Origin of the sequence: Nonomuraea sp. NPDC050556 (genome assembly GCF_044457355.1) — a bacterium.
Lineage (GTDB): Bacteria > Actinomycetota > Actinomycetes > Streptosporangiales > Streptosporangiaceae > Nonomuraea.
In genome coordinates, this window is the sequence record NZ_JBITGU010000002.1 from 520,828 (window position 1) to 538,352 (window position 17,525).

Consider the following 17,525-nt stretch of genomic DNA (forward strand, 5'->3'; position numbering starts at 1 on the left):
TCATGTCACCCTCCCCCGCCTCGTCCCGTTCTTCCCACCCTTTTGAAGATCAAAAAGGACCTCAGGTGGTTACGGCGCCCACGGTAGGTGGGGGCGTGGAGTTGCGGCAACGGGGTTTTTCTAATGCTGTGGCGATAAACCGCTCATGCCATCGTGTGCACGGACCGCGCATGCTTGATCGCGGTTAGTGCACTCCCTAGCTTCAGCATGCATGAGAAGGCTCCTGCACCAGGACCCTGCCCAGGTCGATTTCGAGCGGCGGGGATTCCGCCTCGGACCGGCCAGATCCACGCTGGAGGCCGCCGGGCTGGCCTTCCTGACCGGGTTCAACGCCGCCAACGAGGCGCGCGACGTCAACGACGTCTCCGCGCGGATCGGGACGCTGCCACCCGACCGATGGGGCTTCGCCTACGAGGGCGCCGGGATGGCGTTCGCCGTCCACGACGTGCTGACGCTCTCGCGCGGCGCCCGCCTGGCCGCCCTGCTGGACGGGCCGGGACGCGACTACCCGCACCTCATCCACGTCGGCGCCGGCTGGGCGTTCGCCAGGATGCGGCTGCGCCCGTGGGCCATGCCCAACGCGCTCGACCCGCTGCTGCGCTGGCTGTCGTGGGACGGCTACGGCTTCCACCAGGCGTTCTTCGCCACCGAGCGGGCGCTGGTCGGCCAGCGGGTCGAGGCGGGGGTGACCGGGGTACGGCTGGCCGTGCGCGACCAGGGGATGGGCCGGGCGCTGTGGTTCGCCGAGTGCGCCACCGCCGACCCGATCGCCGCGCGCATCGCCTGCTTCCCGCCCGAGCGGCGCGGCGACCTGTGGAGCGGGGTCGGCCTGGCCGCGACCTACGCGGGCGGCGCGGGAACCGACGAGCTCGTACGGCTGGCCAGGCAGGCGGGCGACTACCGGGCCGAGCTGGCGCAGGGCGCCGCGTTCGCGTGTGCCGCTCGATTGCGGTCGGGGATCGTGCCGGTGCACACGCAGGTGGCGGTGACCGTACTTGCTGAAGTGGATCACGAGCGGGCTTCGGCGTGGACGGACGAGGCCATGCGCCACGTCACGCCGACCGCCGAGGGATACCAGTTGTGGCGCGCCGGGATCCGGCGGCTGTGGGGTTCGAGAAGGAGTGTCCAGTCATGAGACGCCATGCGGTGCGCATCGCCGTCGCCCTTTCCTGCGTGGCTGCCTGGCAGCTCACCAGGCTGCCAGAGCCGTCCAGCGCCGAGCCGGCGGCGCCGTTCCGGTTCACCGCGCAGGCGGTCAACGCGCCCGACCGCCCAGGTGACCGGCGGGTGCGTACGGTGGCCGGGCCGTACGAGCACATCAGCGCCTGGATCTCCTCGGTCGGCGCGGGCGCCGGGCTGTTCTCCATGGACGGCGGGCCGGCGCGGGACCTGTGCCTGGTCGACCCGCGCACGGACACGGTGACGGTGAGCCGGGTGACCGGCGGCGGCTACCGCCCCTTCACCCTGCGCCCGGCCACCGCGATGCCCGCGACCGCGCCCATGGGGTGCGTGCCCGCCGACCTCAACGAGGACGGCGCGCAGGACGTGCTCGTCTACTACTGGGGCCGCTCCCCCGTGGTCTTCCTCGGTAAGGCGGGCACGACGTCGTTCGCGCCGCGCGAGCTGGTCTCGCCGCCGCAGGTGTGGAACACCAACGCGGCCACGATCGGCGACTACGACGGTGACGGCCACGTCGACCTGGTCTTCGGCAACTACTTCCCGGACGGGTCGAAGGTGCTGGACCCGTCGGCCACCGACGTGGTGATGACGAGCTCGCTGTCCAACGCCTACAACGGCGGCACGAACCGGCTCTACAGAAGCGTCGGCGGCTGGTTCGCCGAGGCGCGCGGCGCCTTCACCGACAAAGCCACGGGATGGACGCTGGCCCTCGGCACCCAGGACCTCAACGCGGACGGCCTCGGCGACCTCTACGTGGCCAACGACTTCGGACCCGACCAGCTCCTGATCAACGAGTCGAAGCCGGGCAAGGTCGCCTTCCGCGAGGTCACCGGCGTCAGGCACCCGGCCACGCCGAAGTCGAAGGTCGTCGGGCGCGACTCGTTCAAGGGCATGGGCGTCGCGTTCGCCAGCCTGAACGGCGACGCCGTACCGGACATCCTGGTCAGCAACATCACCGAGCCGTTCGCGCTGCACGAGAGCAACTTCGCCTTCGTCTCCGGCGACGGCTCGTGGGACGACCACAGCGAGGACCTGGGCCTGTCGCGCACCGGCTGGTCGTGGGACGTGAAGGCGGCCGACTTCGACAACGACGGCAGCCAGGAGGTCATGCACGCGACCGGCTTCGTCAGGGGCGAGGTCGACCGCTGGGCGCAGCTGCAGGAGGCGGCCACCTCCAACGACCTGATCCTGTCGCACCCGGCCCTGTGGCCGAACGTCCGTCCAGGCGACGACCTGTCCGGGCACGACACCAACAGCTTCTTCACCCGCTCGGCGCCGGGCGGCCGCTTCGTCGACGTCGCCAGGCAGGCGGGCGTGGGGACCGACGCGGTCTCGCGCGGGTTCGCGCTCGGCGACGTGGACGCGGACGGCAGGCTCGACTTCGTGGTGGCCAACCAGTGGGGCCAGTCCACTCTCTACCGCAACGCCTCCAAGGCCGGACCGTCGGTCACGCTGAGCCTCCGGGTCCCGGCGTCCTGCGGCGCCCAGGCCACCCGGCCCGCGATCGGCGCCGCCGTCACGCTCGGCGGGCTCCAGCAGCAGCTCTACCCGGCCAACGGCCACGGCGGCGTGTCCGCCCCCGAACTGACCTTCGGTACGGCCGGCGGCCAGGCGAAGCTCTCCTGGCGCGACGCCTGCGGCACCCTCAGGACCGGGACCGTCACCCTGGCGCCCGGCCGTCACGCCCTTCTGCTCACCGACCACATCAAGGAGGCGTGATGGACAAGCGCAGCGCGGCGCTCCGCAGGTTCGCCATGTCGATCACCCTGGCCACCGTTCTCGGCCACACCATCCTCGGCTTCGAGCAGGCCTATCTCACGCCGATCGTCGGCGTGCTCACCGGCCTGGTGGCCGAGGCCGCCTTCGAGTGGATCGACGCGGCGGCCCACCGGCGGCCGCCGCGCTACGCGGGGCTGTCCCGTGGCCAGCTGATCGACTTCTTCCTGCCCGCCTACATCGGCGGCCTGGCCTGCGCCATGCTGCTGTACGGCAACGCCCACCTGATGCCGACGGTCCTGGCCGTGCTCATCGCCGTGGGCAGCAAGTACGTCATCCGGGTCCGTGGCAAGCACGTGCTGAACCCGTCGAACTTCGGCATCGTCTGCGTGCTGCTGCTGTTCCCGTGGGTGGGGATCGCACCGCCGTACCAGTTCACCGAGTGGCTGTCCGGGCCGTTCGACGCGCTCGTGCCGCTCGTGCTGCTCACGCTGGGCACGATGCTGAACGCCAAGCTGACCGGGAAGATGCCGCTCATCCTGGCCTGGGTGGGCGTGTTCGCCGCCCAGGCGCTGCTGCGCGGGGCCGTCACGGACGTCTCGGCGATCAGCGCGCTGCTGCCCATGACCGGGACGGCGTTCGTGCTCTACACCAACTACATGATCACCGACCCGGGGACGACGCCGTTCACCAGGCGCGGGCAGATCGCCTTCGGGGCTTCGACGGCGCTGGTGTACGGGCTGCTCGTGCAGTTCCACGTGGTGTTCGGGCTGTTCTTCGCGCTGGTGATCGTGTGCGCGGGGCGCGGGGTACTGCTGGCCGTACAGGGTCGTGGGAAGGCGGGGGCCGTCGAGGCCAGCCCGTCCGCCGCTCCGCAGCCCGCGATGACGTCATGATCGCGGTCGTCGGCCTGGGGTGCCGATTTCCTGAGGCCGACGACCCGGGACAGCTGTGGGACAGCGTCCTGACGCGGCGGCGGTCCTTCAGGCGGATGCCGTCCGAGCGCCTGGACCTGGCCGAGTACTACGACGCCGATCCGCAGGCCGAGGACAAGACGTACAGCACTCGGGCGGCGCTGCTTGAGGGGTGGGAGTTCGACCGTTCCGCGTTCCGCGTGCCGGGTCCCGTGCACCGGGCCACCGACCCGGCGCACTGGCTGGCGCTGGAGACGGCGGCTCGGGCGCTGGCCGACGCCGGGTTCCCCGGTGGGGAGGGGCTGGCTCGGGACCGGGTCGCCGTGGTCATCGGGAACACGCTGACCGGGGAGATGACGCGGGCGGCCACGCTGCGCGCCCGCTGGCCGTACGTGCGCCGGATCCTTTCCGACGCCCTTTCCTCCGGCTTCACTGAGGAACAGCGAGCCGACGTGCTCGCGCGGGCCGAGGCCGCCTACCGCGCCCCGTTCGAACCGGTCGGCGACGAGACGCTGGCAGGAGGGCTGGCGAACACGATCGCCGGACGGATCTGCAACCACTTCGACTTCAACGGCGGTGGGTACACGGTCGACGGGGCGTGCGCCTCGTCGTTGCTGGCCGTCGTGGACGCCTGCACCCAGCTGGCCGACGGTTCGTGCGACTTCGCGCTGGCTGGCGGGGTGGACCTCAGTCTTGACCCGTTCGAACTGGTCGGCTTCGCGAAGGCCGGGGCGCTGGCGCGGACCGCGATGCGCGTCTACGACGAGCGCGCCGAGGGCTTCTGGCCCGGCGAGGGATGCGGGGTGGTGGCCCTGATGCGAGCCTCCGACGCCCGTTCTCTGGGGATCCCCGCGTATGCCGAAATAGCCGGATGGGGCGTGTCCTCCGACGGCGCCGGCGGCATGACCCGACCTGAGCGGTCTGGCCAGATGCTCGCGGTACGGCGAGCCTGCGAACGCGCAGGCATCTCCCCCACCGCCGTGGGCCTCTACGAGGGCCACGGCACCGGCACAGCAGTGGGCGACGAAACAGAACTCTCCGCCCTCCTGACCATCCGCCAGTCCCCAGCAACAACCGCCGAGGCCGCGAGTGGAGCCTCACCGGGCTCGGCCGTGCCCAGCTATGCCGTGCTCGGCTCCGTGAAGGCGAACATCGGCCACACCAAGGCAGCCGCAGGCGCGGCGGGACTGATCAAAGCCGCGATGAGCATCGCCTCCGGCATCCTCCCGCCCGCGACGGCCTGCGACCGCCCCCACGCCCTCCTCCGCGACTCCTCGCTACGCATCCTCCACACCCCGGAACCCTGGCCGGACGGAGACAGGATCGCCGGAGTGAGCGCCATGGGCTTCGGCGGCATCAACACCCACGTCATCCTCCGCACCCCCACCCACCCCCGCCACCTCCCCACCCAGCAACCCCCTCTCTCGGAGGAAGCCGCCCTCTCAGGGGAAACCCTCCCCGCGGGAGAAGCCCTTCCCCCCAAAAGAACCCCAGCCCTCACCGGCGCGAGGACGCCGACGACGGTCGCCCCGTCAGAAGAGCCGCTCTTCGCCTTCGCCGCCGACACCCTGGAGACCCTGCGCACGACCCTGGACCGCGTGGCCACGATCGCCCTCCGCCTGTCCGAAGGCGAGCTACACGACCTCGCCGCCAGCCTCACCACACCCGGCAACATCCGAGCAGCCTTCGCAGCGGGAACCGTAGAACTGCTGGCACAAAGAGCCCGCCAAGCAGCCGCACTCCTCCAGAACCTCCCAGAGGGAAAGCTCGCCACAGCAGCAGGCGTCTACGCAGGAAACCACGTAAAAGGCCGAGTGACCCTGCTCTTCCCCGGCCAAGGCGCCCCCGTGGGCACCACCGACACCGCCCAAGCCCAGCCCGCCATCTACACCGCCTCCCTCCAAGCCCTCGCCCGCCTCAACGCCATGGGAGTGACCGCCCAGGCAGCCATAGGCCACAGCCTCGGCGAGTTCGCCGGACTCGTCTGGGCCGGTTGCCTGGACCCCGACGAAGGCCTCCGCCTGGTCAAGGAGCGCGGCAAGCTGATGAGCGAACTCGGCGACCCAGCCACCGGCATGGTCGCCATAGCCGCCGACCAGGCCACCGCAGAACACCTCTGCGCAGGCACCGGCCTGGTGATAGCCGCGTACAACGGCCCGCACGCACACGTCCTCGCCGGTCCCACCGCCGAGGTGGAGGAGGCGGCGAGACGCGCCCAGGAGAACGGCCTGCCCGCCAGGATCCTCCCGGTGACCAGGGCGTTCCACTCACCGGCCGTCGCCGAGTGCGCGGGCGCGTTCAAGTCGTGCCTCGCCGACACCACGTTCGCCGCTCCCGAGCGGCGGCTGATCTCCACGGTCGCCGCCCGCGCGATCACCGACCTGGACGCCCTCGCCGACCTGCTCTGCGACCAGATCACCGCACCGGTGCTGTTCGGCGCAGCGGTACGCGAGGTGCTCGAGGACACCGACCTCTTCTGCGAGGTAGGCCCGGGAACCACCCTGTCCGGACTGGTCACGGACGTACCCGCAGCCCTGGATGACCGGACACCAGCCGCGCCTGGTGTGCCAGGCAACCAGGCGGCGGGGGTGCCCGCGGTGTCGTCGGATCAGGCGGCGGCTGCGCTCTTCGCGGCGGGCGCGATCGACGGGCCGCTGGGGGACGGGCGGCCTGTCCGGCCTATCGACATCTGGCGCGAGCGGACGTTCCTGACCAACCCCTGCTCGATCGTCGCCGTTCAGAGGCCTGTCCGTACGGCGGAGCCGGTCGTGGAGGCGGGTGACGACGTGCGGAGTGTGGTGCTGCGGGTCGTCGCCCAGGCGACCGAGCTCGCCCCAGAGGCCATCACGCCGTCGCTCCGGCTGCTCAGCGACCTGCACCTCACCTCGCTCCGTGTCGCCCGCGTGGTGGCCGAGGCGGCCCGGCTGTGCGGCCGTAGACCGCCGATGGCGCCGCTGACCATGGCGGACGCGTCGATCGCCGAGGTCGTGACCGTCATCGAGGCCCTGCCCCCGGGCGAGGAGTCCGACGGCGACGACCTCGCGGGCGTCGCCCCGTGGATCGGCTGCTTCATCGAACTCCCCGAACCCACGATCAACACCACCACCTCAGACGCCAACCCAGCCACCCGAGGCGTCACCTCCCCGACCGCTGGCCCTGATCCCGCCGTCCCTGGCCCCGCTGGCTCCGTCCCTGGCACCCGCCCAGGCGCTGGCCTTGGCATCAGCGTCACTGGCCCTGCTGTCTCTGACCCTGCTGATCCCGGGGCGTTGCCGGTGTTGTTGGAGGTGGCGCGGGCGGGGGTCAGGTTGGGGAGGCTGGAGGGCACTACGCCGGGGCTGTCGGGGTTCTTCCGTACGTTGCAGTACGAGTATCCGGCGCTCGATGTCGCTCTGCCCGCCGGTCGGCACCAGCTGGTCGACCCCGCGCCCGGCGACCTGCCCGTGGGTCCTGGTGACGTGGTGCTGGTCAGTGGCGGCGGCAAGGGGATCGGCTACGTGTGCGCCGCCGCCCTCGCCAGAGCCACCGGCGCGGCCCTCGCGCTGCTCGGCAGGTCACGCCCCGAGGACGACGAGACGCTCGCCGCCAACCTGACCGCTCTGGAGGACGTGGCGTTCGCCTACGAGAGCGCCGACGTCACCGACGCCCCAGCCGTGGCCGCCGCCGTACAACGGTTGGCGGAAAGGCTCGGGCCGATCACCGGGATCGTGCACGCGAGCGGCCTCAACGAGCCCAAGCGCTTCGCCGATGTCACGCTCGACGACCTCGTAAGGCACTGGGCGCCCAAGGTGTCCGGCCTGCACCATCTGCTGGCCGCCGTGAGCGACCCGAGGCTGGTCGTCACCTTCGGCTCCGTCATCGGGCGGTACGGCATGGCGGGTGAGAGCGCCTACGCCCTGGCCAACGGGGCGCTGCGCGCCGAGGTCGAGCGCCTGGCCACGCAGCTCCCGGACAGCCGTGTCGTGCACGTGGACTGGTCGCTGTGGTCGGGCGCGGGTATGGGCGAGCGGCTGGGGGTGGTCGAGGCGCTGCTGCGCGCGGGGGTCATGCCGATCACGCCCGCCGATGGCGCCGAGTGGTTCCTGCGGGTGATCGCGGCCGGGAACCTGCCCGCTGCCGTCGCCGTGCACGGGAGGGTCGGGGCCGAGGCTCCGTGGGCGGCTGCCGAGAGTCCGCGCGGGCGGTTCATGGAGACGGCGCGGGTGCACTATCCGGGTGTCGAGCTGGTGGCTGAGGCTCGGCTCGACCTGCTCACCGATCCCTTCCTGGGGGACCACCGCATCGACGGGCTGGTCGTGGTGCCCGCCGTCGTGTGCCTGGAGGCGATGGCGCAGGCCGCGTCTTCGCTCGCCGGTCGGGCGCTGCGTACCGCGGAGTCCGTCTCGTTCGACCAGCCGGTGATCGTGCCTGACGACGGCACGCGCACGGTCCGGGTGTGCGCGCTGCGCCGTGACGGTGCGATCGAGGTGGTCGTCCGCAGTGACGAAACCGCCTACCGGGCCGACCACGCCCGCGCCACCTTCCCGTTGACGGACCTCAGGGAAGACCGCGCGGGCGGCTCCCAAGAGGATCGTGGTCAGGGCGCCACGCAGCTCGACCCCGCCGACCTCTACGGCAAGCTGTTCTTCCACACCGGGCGGTTCCGCCGGGTCACGGGGCTGGCGGTCACCGCGACCACCTGCAGGGCCGAGCTGGGTCCGCCGGATGCGGTCTGGTTCGACGCGCTCCTGGGCGGTCCCACCCTCAACGACGCCACCATCCACGCCCTCCAAGCCTGCGTGCCCGACCGCCGCCTCCTCCCCGTGGCCTGCGACCGGGTCAGCATGCTCCCCCACGCCAACCACCTCGCCATGACGGCGCGAGAACGAACCCCGGGCTCCTACGTCTGGGACGTCACCGCACAAGATCCCGAGGGCCGCGAGGTGGTCCGCTGGGAGGGCCTGCGCCTCAAGGACGCGGGCGCGCTCCCCAGAACGGAGCCGTGGCAGCCGGATCTGCTCGCCGTACACCTGGAAAGGACCGCGATCGCCCTCGGCCTCGACCCCGCGCTGAGAGTCGGCATCTCGCGACGAGAGCGCAGCCTGCCGCCCGGAAGGCCGCAGGAGGGGGTTTCGCGCAGCCACGTACAAGACCTCACGCTGACCGTAAGCAACGGGTACTGCGACTGGGAGCCCGTGGGCCCGGCAGAGCCAGGCCACCGCGACCTCGTCGAGCACCTCGCGGCCAGGTGCGACGAGCCGCTGGAGCAGGCCGCGTCCCGGGTGTGGACCGCCGTCGAGTGCCTGTCCAAGGCCGGTCGCCCGCCGACCGACCCGCTCGTGCTCAAGGGCGTCTACGAGGGCGGCTGGGCGGTCCTGCGCAGCGGCGGCGACCTGATCGCCTCAGGCGTCGTGGACGGCGTCGCCGTGGCGATCATGACAGGGGAGGCCAGGTGAGGACCTACGACTACCGGCACCTGGTCACCTTCGAGGAGACCAACCTCGTCGGCAACGTCTACTTCACCAACTACCTGCTCTGGCAGGGCCACGCCAGGGAGCGGTTCCTGGCCGAGCACGCGCCGGGCGTCGTCCGCGACCTCAGCGACGGCCTCGCGCTCGTCACCGTGTCGTGCAACTGCGACTTCTTCGCCGAGCTGTTCGCGCTCGACACCGTGGAGGTCAGGATGCGGCTCGCGGCGGTCGAGGAGACGCGGGTGTCGATGAGCTTCGCCTACTTCCGGGTCGCCGACGGCCTGCCCGAGCTGGTCGCCAGGGGCGGGCAGACCATCGGCTGCGCGCGCAGGACGCCCGCCGGGGTGGAGCCGGTCCCGGTGCCCGCCGAGCTGCTCGACGCGCTGAGGCCGTACGCGGAAGGGCGGGGACCCGGCTGAGTCCCCGCCCTCCCCTGGTCGCCTAGCCCTGGAGCGTGGTGACCTTGCCCGTGCACTTCTCAGCGCACTTGCTGTCGACCGCGCCCACCGGCGGCGCGTAGGTCAGCGCCAGGTCCATGGCGCTGGTGTAGTCGCCAGGGATGACGCATCCCACGGTCAGCACGACCTTGCCGCCTGCCGCCACGTCGATCGTGGTGGCCAGGCTGCCGGTCAGCGGCACGGGGACCCCGTTGACCACGGCCGGCTTCGGGCAACCGCTGCCCTCGCTGGCCTGGCACTTCCACGGGATCTTCGTCCAGATGTCCGGCAGCGTCAGGTCGAGCTGCACGCCCTTGGCGTCGTTCGGGCCCTCGTTGGTCACCGTGACCGTGTAGGTGAACGGCTTGCCGGGGACGAACGCCCCGGGGTCGGCCTGCACGGTGACCGCGACGCCGGTCTTGACCTGCGCGGCGGGCTCGCCGAGCGTGGTCTTGTCCGGCGTGGCCTCGATCTCGTCGTTGCCCAGCGAGACGGTGCCGGTGGCCGAGACCGGGGTGCCCGCTGTGCCCGCCGGATACTGCACGTCCACGTTGACCGGCGGGTAGAACGAGCCAGGTGCGAGCATGTCCTCCCTGGTGCAGGTCACGAGGGTGCCGTCGATCTGGCATGTCCATCCGTCGCCGGTGGCCGACTTGACGGTCGAGCCGGGCGGCGCCGTGAACGTGGCGGTGACCGTACCGCTGGTGGGTCCGGAGTCCTTGGCGTCGCCGACCACCAGGTGGTAGGTGGTGAGGCCACCGGCCAGCGGGGTGCCGTCGTGGCTGATCGCCGCGCTCAGCCGCGGCGGCTGGAACGCGAGCTTCACCGGGTCGGCCGGCGCCGCGTTGTTGTCCGGGTTGGTGTCGTCCCCGGCGTTGACCAGGCCGAGCGGCGTCAGCGAGGTGTCCGTGCCCTGGCCGGGCAGCGTGACCGTCACGCCGATCGGCGGGTACGCGGCGCCGGGCTGCAGGACGTCGCTCCTGCTGCAGGTGACCGACTGGCCGAGCTGCGTGCACTCCCAGCCGTCGCCCGGCTGCACCGAGGCGATCGTGGTGCCCTCAGGCGCGGTGAACGTGGCCGTCACCTTCTCGGACGTCGGCCCGGCCGAGGCGTTGTTCGCGACGGTCAGCTCGTAGGTGAGCGGGCCGCCGGCGAGAGCCGTACCCTCGTGCTTGATCGTCGAGGTGAGGTCGGGGCCGCTGGCGGCCTCGTTGACCGAGACCGGCAGCGTGGCGCTGCCGTCGGGCGACCCGATCGTGGTGACCGTGGCCGTCGTCGGCACCTCACGCAGCGGTACGGTGCCACCCGTGTAGTGCACCGTGATCGGCGGGCAGGACGTGGCCGGTTCCAGGGCGTCGTCGCCCTTGCCCGGCCTGGTGCAGCTCACGACGTCCTCGGCGGCAGGAGCCGCCTCCTCGTCGTCGCCGCCAGGCGTCTCCTCGTCGGTCGGCGCCACCGGCCCGACCGTGCACTCCCAGCCGTCGCCCTCGGCAGAGACCAGCTTGAAGCCGGGCTGCGCCTTGTAGACCGCGGGCATCGCGTAGGTCACCGACACCGTGTCCGAGGTCGGTCCCGCGTCTGCCGCGTTGCTCACGTCGAGCTTGACCGTGCCCTCAGCGCCGACCCCGACCGAGGCCGCGCCGCTCGCCTTCACCGAGAGCTTCGGGTCGAGCGAGGTGACGGAGAAGTCGCGGATCTCGTGGATGTTGGTGGCCCCGCCGGTCGAGCCGGAGAAGCCCAGCTTGATCGTCTCGGGCAGCTTCGGCTGGCCCTCGATGGCGTTGAGGTCGATCTCGTTGAGGACCTTCACCACCCCGCGGCCGTCGTGGAAGTCGACCGAGACGTTGAGCGTGCCCGCCGTGCTCAGGCTGATGACGGCGGTACGGCGGGCGTCCTCGCGCTTGGTCGCCTTGTCCACCGCCAGCGGCCCAGGCGAGGTCTCCCCCGCCACGTACTTGTAGCCGGTCGACTCGGCGCCGCGTACGGCGACGTTGTTCGGCCGCACCCCGGGTCCGCCGACGCCGCAGGCGTTCTTCACGCCCTTCACGCAGTCGGGGTTGGAGAAGTTGCCGTACTCGTCGAACCCGATGCCGACCAGACCGCCCTTGAGCCCCTTGTAGCCGAGCATCCCGCCGGTCTCGCCGGCCGTGATGTTCTCCTGGGCGCCGTCGATCAGGAAGAACGAGATCCCGTCAGCGCCCTTGGACGTGGTGGTGTGGTACTGGAAGAAGTCGAAGGAGATCTGCAGTCCGGCCGTGGCCGGGATCGCCTTGTCCAGCAGCAGGTTGCCGCCGTCGTTGTTCGAGTTGTCGGTCAGCTGGAAGACGCCCTGTCCGGGCGCGTCGCTCGGGCCCGCGTTGCAGGACGGCAGCGACCCGGCGGGAACCGGCTTCGGCGCGGCGGTCAGGCACGGGAGGTGGGAACCTCGCGGGCTCTCCATCTCCCACCCGGCCGGTGTGGAAGCGCCGCGGAAGCTCTCGCTGATCAGCGTCGAGGCCGACGAGGGCGAGCTGCCGAGCCAGGCCGTGCCCAGGAGGGCGGTGCTCGCAGCCAGGAGCGCGATGCCGCCGCGTTTGATCGTCGTCATGGAAACTCCCCGTTGGGTCACGGCCGCGAACACTGCGGAAACTCCGTCGGTGCGGTGGGCGTGGTCGGAATACCGATGACCTGCGGCGGCAGGCCCTTGCGGTGCGAGACCGTCGCGTTGAAGTTGTTGATCACCACGATGACGGGGCCGCTCGGGTTCTTGATGTCGACCAGTTCCACCGGGCCCGGCGGCTGGTACGGCGCGCCGACCGGCGGGAACGTCGACAGCGACCCGTTCTGCATCTCGATCGTCTTCCTGTTGACCAGCGTGACGCCGGAGAACCGGGAAGCCGTCACGTTGATGTTGAAGTTCATGTTCTGCCGCGCCGGGAAGAAGAACTTCAGGAACTCCTCGATGATCGACATCGGGTTGCTCACGAACTTGATCGCCAGCCCCGGCCAGTTGAACGGGTTGGCCAGCCGCAGGAACTGGTGGAAGACCACCTCGGGGTCGAGCGGCAGGAGCCCGCTGAGCGGCGCCTGACGGCCGCCGTCGTGGGTGATCATGAGATCGCCCAGCAGGCCGTTCACGCCCTGCGAGATGTGCTCGGTCGGGTTGAGCGCCACGCTCAGGATCTGCTGGATCGCGTTGCTCTGCCCGCCGCCCACACCCACGCCGACGCCGCCGGACATCGAGCAGGTCTGCGTGCTGCCGTCGATGCCGACGAGCTTGAAGATGCCCGCCGGGGTGACGCACAGGCAGCGCTGGAACGCGCCGAAGGCGGTCTTCAGCGCCCAGGACAGGAAGCTGCCCGGATCGGTCGGGAACGGCAGGCTGGAGTAGCCGTATCCGGGGAGCCACTGCTGGTCGGAGGCGAAGTCCTGACCGAGGCCCACGCCGTGCGCCGGGTGCAGCGGGGCGCCGGGGTTGAAGGAGTATTTCCAGGTCGCGGCGGCGGCAGGCGGAACGGAGATCAGGCCGCCCGTCGCCGCCACGGCCGCGGCGCCAGCGGCCCCGGCCAGAAAGGTACGCCGGTCTTTGCGCAGCGCCTGCGCGCTTTCGACCGGATCGATGTTGTCACTCATGCAGAGGACCTCCAAAGTCCGTGGGGGCTTTTGGATGCCGTGATGTCTTGCCAGCTACCGACCGCTACCGACCCAGGAAGCGGGCTACTGCGAAGTTCACGCCGACGACCGGGTTCCTGCTGGTGCCGACCACGACGATCTTGCCGTCCGGCTGCAGGGCCACGGCCCTGCCGTCGTCCTCCGGACTGCCGAAGTTGGTACCGCTGACGCCGGCGGCGCCGAAGCCCTCGTCGAGCCCGCCGTCCGCGTCATAGCGCACGAGCAGGAAGTTCGTGCCCTGGCTCGGGTTGTCCTCCGCGCCGGCGACCACGATCTTGCCGTCGGGCTGGAGCGCGACGCTCCTGGCCTTGGCGCGGGTGCCGACGGCCGTCGTCACCTTGCCGTCCTTACTGAAGCCCGCGTCGGGCGCGCCGTCCGGCGTGTAGCGGACCACGCCGATCGACCGGCCGGTGTAGCCGACGACGACGATCTTGCCGTCCTTCTGGATGGCCAGGTCGCGGCCGACGTCGGCCGGGCTGCCGAAGTTGGAGGTGACCACGCCGGACGTGCCGAAGCCCTTGTCCAGCTTGCCGTCGCCCGAGTACCTGACGACCGCGTAGTTGATGCCCTGGTCCGGGTCGTCCTGCGAGCCCGCCACGACGATCTTCCCGTCCTGCTGTACGGCGAGCGCGTAGCCGCGTGCGGTCTTGCCGATGCTGCTCGTGACCTTGCCACCGGCGCCGAAGGAGGCGTCGAGCTTGCCTGCCTTGTCGAACCTGGCAACGGCGAGCGCGTCCCCGCTGTCGCCGCTCACCAGGATCGAGCCGTCCTTGGCCAGGGCGAGCCCGCGGGCCAGGTCGCGCCTGGAGCCGAGGTCGGCGAGGGCGACGCCCTTGTCGCCGAAGCCCGCGTCCGGTGCGCCTGCCGCGTCGTAGCAGACCAGCGCCACGTCGCGGTCGCCGTGCCTGCCCTCGGCTGAACCGGCGACCACGATCTTGCCGTCCGACGTCACGGCCACCCGCTCCACCTGGGCGCCGCCGTTCAGCTTGGTGATGACCTTGCCGTCCTTGCCGAAGGCGGCGTCGAGCGTGCCGTCGGCGGAGTACCTGGCCACGGCGACGGAGTCGCCCGTCGTCCCGGCCACGACGATCTTGCCGTCGGGCTGCGTGGCGACGGCGGACGCGACGTCCTTCATCGAGCCGAAGTCGGTGACCGTCGTGCCGCCGACGCCGAAGGAGTCGTCGAGGCCGCCGCACACGGTGAGCGCGGCGAGCATGAGGAATGCCTTGATCATTGCTCTCGTCCTCCGGTCACTTCGCCGCCGGCACGAAGGCCGGGGAGGACAGGTCGCGCCGGTACTCGGCGCTGGCCGTGTAGCCGCGGATCACGCCGAGCACGGGTCCGTTCTGGTGCTTCTCGTCCACCAGCTCGATGGGCGCCGCGGCGTTCCACTGGGCGTTGCCTGGCGGGAAACCGTCGAGCGGCCCGCTGCGCAGGTCGATGGGGCCCCTGGTGACCAGAGTCTGCCTACCCACCTTAATTCGGGCATTTACCTTTATTGTCTGCCTAAGCGGCATAAAGGCGTCGAGGCAGGAGCGGTAGACCGCCACCGGGTCTTTTCTGTATTCGACGATGAAGTACTCGGCGTTCGCCGGGTCCGCGACGACGTCGAACCGGTCGAGCGCGGGCGCCGGCCGTTCAGGAGCGATGAGACCTGGTACGGCGGGGCGGCTCTCGTCATGGCTCAGCACGAGGTCGCCCAGACCGGAGACGCGGCCGTGCTGGCTGAAGGCGACCGGCGTGATGACCGCGCCCGCGCTCTTGCCGCTCCCACCGCCGACGATGTAGGCCAGACCGCCGTCCACCTGGACGGTCTGCCTGTCCTTCGTCAGGCCCTCCAGGTCGAAGCGCGTCTTGCACCGGTAGTGGTGCAGCACTCCGTGCAGCGCCTTGAGCGCCTCCGCGAGGAAGGCGCCGGGGTCCGAGGAGAACGGAAGGCCGAGGGCGCCGTAGCCGGGAAGGTAGTCCGCGCTGGATGCCCGTCTGCACGGATTTTTTGTTATTTCATCCATTAAGAGCCCGCCTTTCTATTGGATCTTCCGAGATAAGTACCTTCCCGACGCATCCCCTTTTCCGGCAAAAGGAGGCCGCAAGAGCCGTAAACATGTGACTGACGGGAAGACCAGGCGAATGAACAGCATTTTGGAAGACACGGCATTTGCCCGAGTTCGCGACTTTCAGAGCACTATGGCGACGCGGCGGAGCGTCCGGCAGTTCTCCTCGCGGCCGGTCCCGCCTGAGCTGATCACCACCGCGATCGCCACCGCGTGCACCGCGCCCAGCGGGGCGAACCTGCAGCCGTGGCGGTTCGTGGTCGTCGCCGATCCCGCGCTGAAGCGGGAGCTGCGGGCGGCTGCCGAGGAGGAGGAGCGCGCGTTCTACTCCCGGCGCGCGTCAGAGGAGTGGCTGGAGGCCATCCAGCCGCTCGGCACCGACTGGCGCAAGCCGTACCTCGAGATCGCGCCCGTGGTCATCGCGGTGTTCGAGGTCCATCGCGGGCCCAGCTCGCCGCGGCCCTACTACGCCAAGGAGTCCGTGGCCATCGCGGTCGGGCTGCTGCTCGCCGCGCTGCACCACGCGGGGCTGGCCACGCTGACCCACACGCCGAGCCCGATGCGCTTCCTCAACCAGCTCCTCGACCGGCCGTCCTTCGAGCGGCCGCACATGCTGATCCCGGTCGGCTACCCGGCCCCGGATGCCGTGCTGCCCGACCTCGCGCGCAAGCCGGTGGACGAGGTCATGGTCTGGCTGTGAGCCCGGCCAGGAAGTCGACCACGTCGGCGAACTCCTGCCTGCGCTCGTAGGCGGCGCGCTGGCGGGCCGCTCCCGTCGTCAGCCGGTCTATGGCCGTGGCCACCGCTGCCAGGTCGCCCGCCGCCTCCAGTGCCTTGGCCACGTGGTCGACCAGAGCGGTGACGCGGTCGGCCGCCGGGTGCAGCTCGCCGGTGCTCGGATCGACGCCGTGACCGTCGAGCCCGTCGCGCGCGGCGCGCCAGTAGGCGGCGCGCAGGAGCTCGCCCTGCACCTCGGGGCCAGGGTCGCCGCGCTCGATCGCCTCGACGGCGGTGGCGACCAGGGCCCTGGACAGCATGGCGAGCAGGACGCTGTCCTCCACCGAGCACGGGGCGTCCGTCACCCGCACCTCGATCGTGGGCAGCCTGGCCGAGGGGCGGACGTCCCAGAAGATCGTCCCCGGGTCGACGAGCGCGCCGGTGCGGGTGAGCCCGGCCACCAGGTCGTCGTAGGCGGCCAGGTCCTTGAAGTACGGCGGGGGCCCGGCGACGGGCCACTTGCCCCAGGACAGGGTGCGCCAGCTCGCGTAGCCGGTGTCGCGGCCCGCCCAGAACGGGGAGTTGGCCATCATCGCGATCAGGGTGGGGAGCCAGGGGCGGAGGTGGTTGCAGGCGAGTACGGCCAGCTCCCGGTCGGGGAGGTGGACGTGGACGTGACCGGCGCAGATGCTCTGCTCGTCGTGGAGGGCCCGGTAGTTGGCGATGCCCTCCGCGTAGCGCGGGCCCTCGTTGATCGGCGGGGGGACGACGTCGCCGAGAACCGGCGTGCCGGTCGCCACGACCTTGAGCCCCACTTCTTCCGCTGCTGCGGCGAGGGTCGTTCTCAGGGTTCTCAGCTGGTCGAGCAACTCGGTCGGCGAGGTGGTGGGGGTGGTCTTGGTCTCCACCTGGAACTTGGTGATCTCCAGGCATACCTGGTCGCCCAGGGTGGGGCTCGCCCGTTCCACGACGGCGGCGGCCTCGGGGACGACGGCCCGCGTGTGCGGATCGACGACCAGGAACTCCTCTTCGACCCCTACTAACGCATCAGCCACACCCCAGGCATACCCCACTCCCGGAAACGACACCCCTCCGCAAGGCCACGGTTACCCTGCGAGACAGGCAACCCCCGAGGAGGCGCGCCCTATGGGGCGCGGACAACCCCAAAGGAGAGCAACCCCTCAGGGAGGGCAACTCCCTGAGGGAGGGCGCACCACCCTGGTGAGGGCGCGCGGCCCCATGGAGGGCGCGCGGCCCCGTGGAGGGCGCCTCAAAGGGAGCGCAACCCTTCGGGGAGGGCAACTCCCTGAGGAAGGGCAACCCCTGAAGGGGGTGGGGAGGTCTTGAAGGGACGGTCACTCCCCCACGTCCGAAGGGTGATTCTGGCCACACCCTCCCCCCACCCCA

Annotated in this window: 11 protein-coding genes; 6 read left to right on the forward strand and 5 right to left on the reverse strand. The window is 71.0% G+C overall.

Features of this window, described 5'->3' with window-relative positions:
* The first annotated feature begins 211 nt into the window (after positions 1-211).
* The 5 genes from ACIBG8_RS20625 to ACIBG8_RS20645 are packed head-to-tail and all read left to right on the forward strand — an operon-like array spanning position 212 to position 9,678.
* Complete coding sequence (locus ACIBG8_RS20625) at positions 212-1,135, forward strand: DUF1702 family protein (RefSeq protein ID WP_397344463.1); 924 nt, start codon at positions 212-214, stop codon at positions 1,133-1,135.
* Positions 1,132-2,898: an FG-GAP repeat domain-containing protein gene (locus ACIBG8_RS20630; RefSeq protein ID WP_397344464.1), complete on the forward strand. Its 1,767-nt coding sequence runs from the start codon at positions 1,132-1,134 to the stop codon at positions 2,896-2,898. Before ACIBG8_RS20625 ends, ACIBG8_RS20630 begins: the two co-directional genes overlap by 4 nt.
* Positions 2,898-3,791 carry an enediyne biosynthesis protein UnbU gene (locus ACIBG8_RS20635; RefSeq protein ID WP_397344465.1) on the forward strand — a complete coding sequence of 298 codons (894 nt, stop codon included), beginning with the start codon at positions 2,898-2,900 and terminating at the stop codon, positions 3,789-3,791. Before ACIBG8_RS20630 ends, ACIBG8_RS20635 begins: the two co-directional genes overlap by 1 nt.
* A complete protein-coding gene (locus ACIBG8_RS20640; protein ID WP_397344466.1) occupies positions 3,788-9,244 on the forward strand; it encodes an SDR family NAD(P)-dependent oxidoreductase in 5,457 nt (1,818 codons plus the stop codon). The genes ACIBG8_RS20635 and ACIBG8_RS20640 overlap by 4 nt, the downstream gene beginning before the upstream one ends.
* Complete coding sequence (locus ACIBG8_RS20645; RefSeq protein ID WP_397344467.1) at positions 9,241-9,678, forward strand: acyl-CoA thioesterase; 438 nt, start codon at positions 9,241-9,243, stop codon at positions 9,676-9,678. The genes ACIBG8_RS20640 and ACIBG8_RS20645 overlap by 4 nt, the downstream gene beginning before the upstream one ends.
* A gap of 22 nt (positions 9,679-9,700) precedes the next feature.
* Here ACIBG8_RS20645 and ACIBG8_RS20650 read toward each other — a convergent pair whose 3' ends face one another.
* The 4 genes from ACIBG8_RS20650 to ACIBG8_RS20665 form a co-directional block, all read right to left on the reverse strand.
* The gene (locus ACIBG8_RS20650) at positions 9,701-12,283 is read right to left on the reverse strand and encodes a hypothetical protein (RefSeq protein ID WP_397344468.1); all 2,583 of its coding nucleotides are present in this window, start codon (positions 12,281-12,283) and stop codon (positions 9,701-9,703) included.
* A 17-nt stretch (positions 12,284-12,300) separates the two neighbouring features.
* Complete coding sequence (locus ACIBG8_RS20655; RefSeq protein WP_397344469.1) at positions 12,301-13,308, reverse strand: hypothetical protein; 1,008 nt, start codon at positions 13,306-13,308, stop codon at positions 12,301-12,303.
* 64 nt (positions 13,309-13,372) lie between these two features.
* Positions 13,373-14,581 (reverse strand): delta-60 repeat domain-containing protein, encoded by a 1,209-nt coding sequence (locus ACIBG8_RS20660; RefSeq protein ID WP_397344470.1) that lies wholly within the window; start codon positions 14,579-14,581, stop codon positions 13,373-13,375.
* 16 nt (positions 14,582-14,597) lie between these two features.
* Positions 14,598-15,359, reverse strand: coding sequence for a hypothetical protein (locus ACIBG8_RS20665; protein ID WP_397344471.1), 762 nt, complete (start codon positions 15,357-15,359; stop codon positions 14,598-14,600).
* A gap of 175 nt (positions 15,360-15,534) precedes the next feature.
* Between ACIBG8_RS20665 and ACIBG8_RS20670 the strand changes: the two genes are divergently transcribed.
* Entirely contained in the window at positions 15,535-16,101 is a 567-nt protein-coding gene (locus tag ACIBG8_RS20670) for a nitroreductase family protein (RefSeq protein WP_397344472.1), read from the forward strand.
* On the opposite strand, the gene ACIBG8_RS20675 is transcribed toward ACIBG8_RS20670, so the two are convergent.
* Positions 16,085-17,173, reverse strand: a complete 1,089-nt coding sequence (locus ACIBG8_RS20675) for a glutamate--cysteine ligase (RefSeq protein ID WP_397344473.1) — start codon at positions 17,171-17,173, stop codon at positions 16,085-16,087. The genes ACIBG8_RS20670 and ACIBG8_RS20675 overlap by 17 nt on opposite strands.
* Positions 17,174-17,525: the final 352 nt, after the last annotated feature.

What these genes read in the sequence shown, in the direction of transcription:
- ACIBG8_RS20655 (WP_397344469.1), bottom strand. Translation starts at nt 13,308, where the DNA reads ATGAGTGACAACATCGATCCGGTCGAAAGCGCGCAGGCGCTGCGCAAA.
- ACIBG8_RS20625 (WP_397344463.1), top strand. Translation starts at nt 212, where the DNA reads ATGAGAAGGCTCCTGCACCAGGACCCTGCCCAGGTCGATTTCGAGCGG.
- ACIBG8_RS20640 (WP_397344466.1), top strand. Translation starts at nt 3,788, where the DNA reads ATGATCGCGGTCGTCGGCCTGGGGTGCCGATTTCCTGAGGCCGACGAC.
- ACIBG8_RS20665 (WP_397344471.1), bottom strand. Translation starts at nt 15,359, where the DNA reads ATGGATGAAATAACAAAAAATCCGTGCAGACGGGCATCCAGCGCGGAC.
- ACIBG8_RS20670 (WP_397344472.1), top strand. Translation starts at nt 15,535, where the DNA reads ATGGCGACGCGGCGGAGCGTCCGGCAGTTCTCCTCGCGGCCGGTCCCG.
- ACIBG8_RS20635 (WP_397344465.1), top strand. Translation starts at nt 2,898, where the DNA reads ATGGACAAGCGCAGCGCGGCGCTCCGCAGGTTCGCCATGTCGATCACC.
- ACIBG8_RS20650 (WP_397344468.1), bottom strand. Translation starts at nt 12,283, where the DNA reads ATGACGACGATCAAACGCGGCGGCATCGCGCTCCTGGCTGCGAGCACC.
- ACIBG8_RS20660 (WP_397344470.1), bottom strand. Translation starts at nt 14,581, where the DNA reads ATGATCAAGGCATTCCTCATGCTCGCCGCGCTCACCGTGTGCGGCGGC.
- ACIBG8_RS20630 (WP_397344464.1), top strand. Translation starts at nt 1,132, where the DNA reads ATGAGACGCCATGCGGTGCGCATCGCCGTCGCCCTTTCCTGCGTGGCT.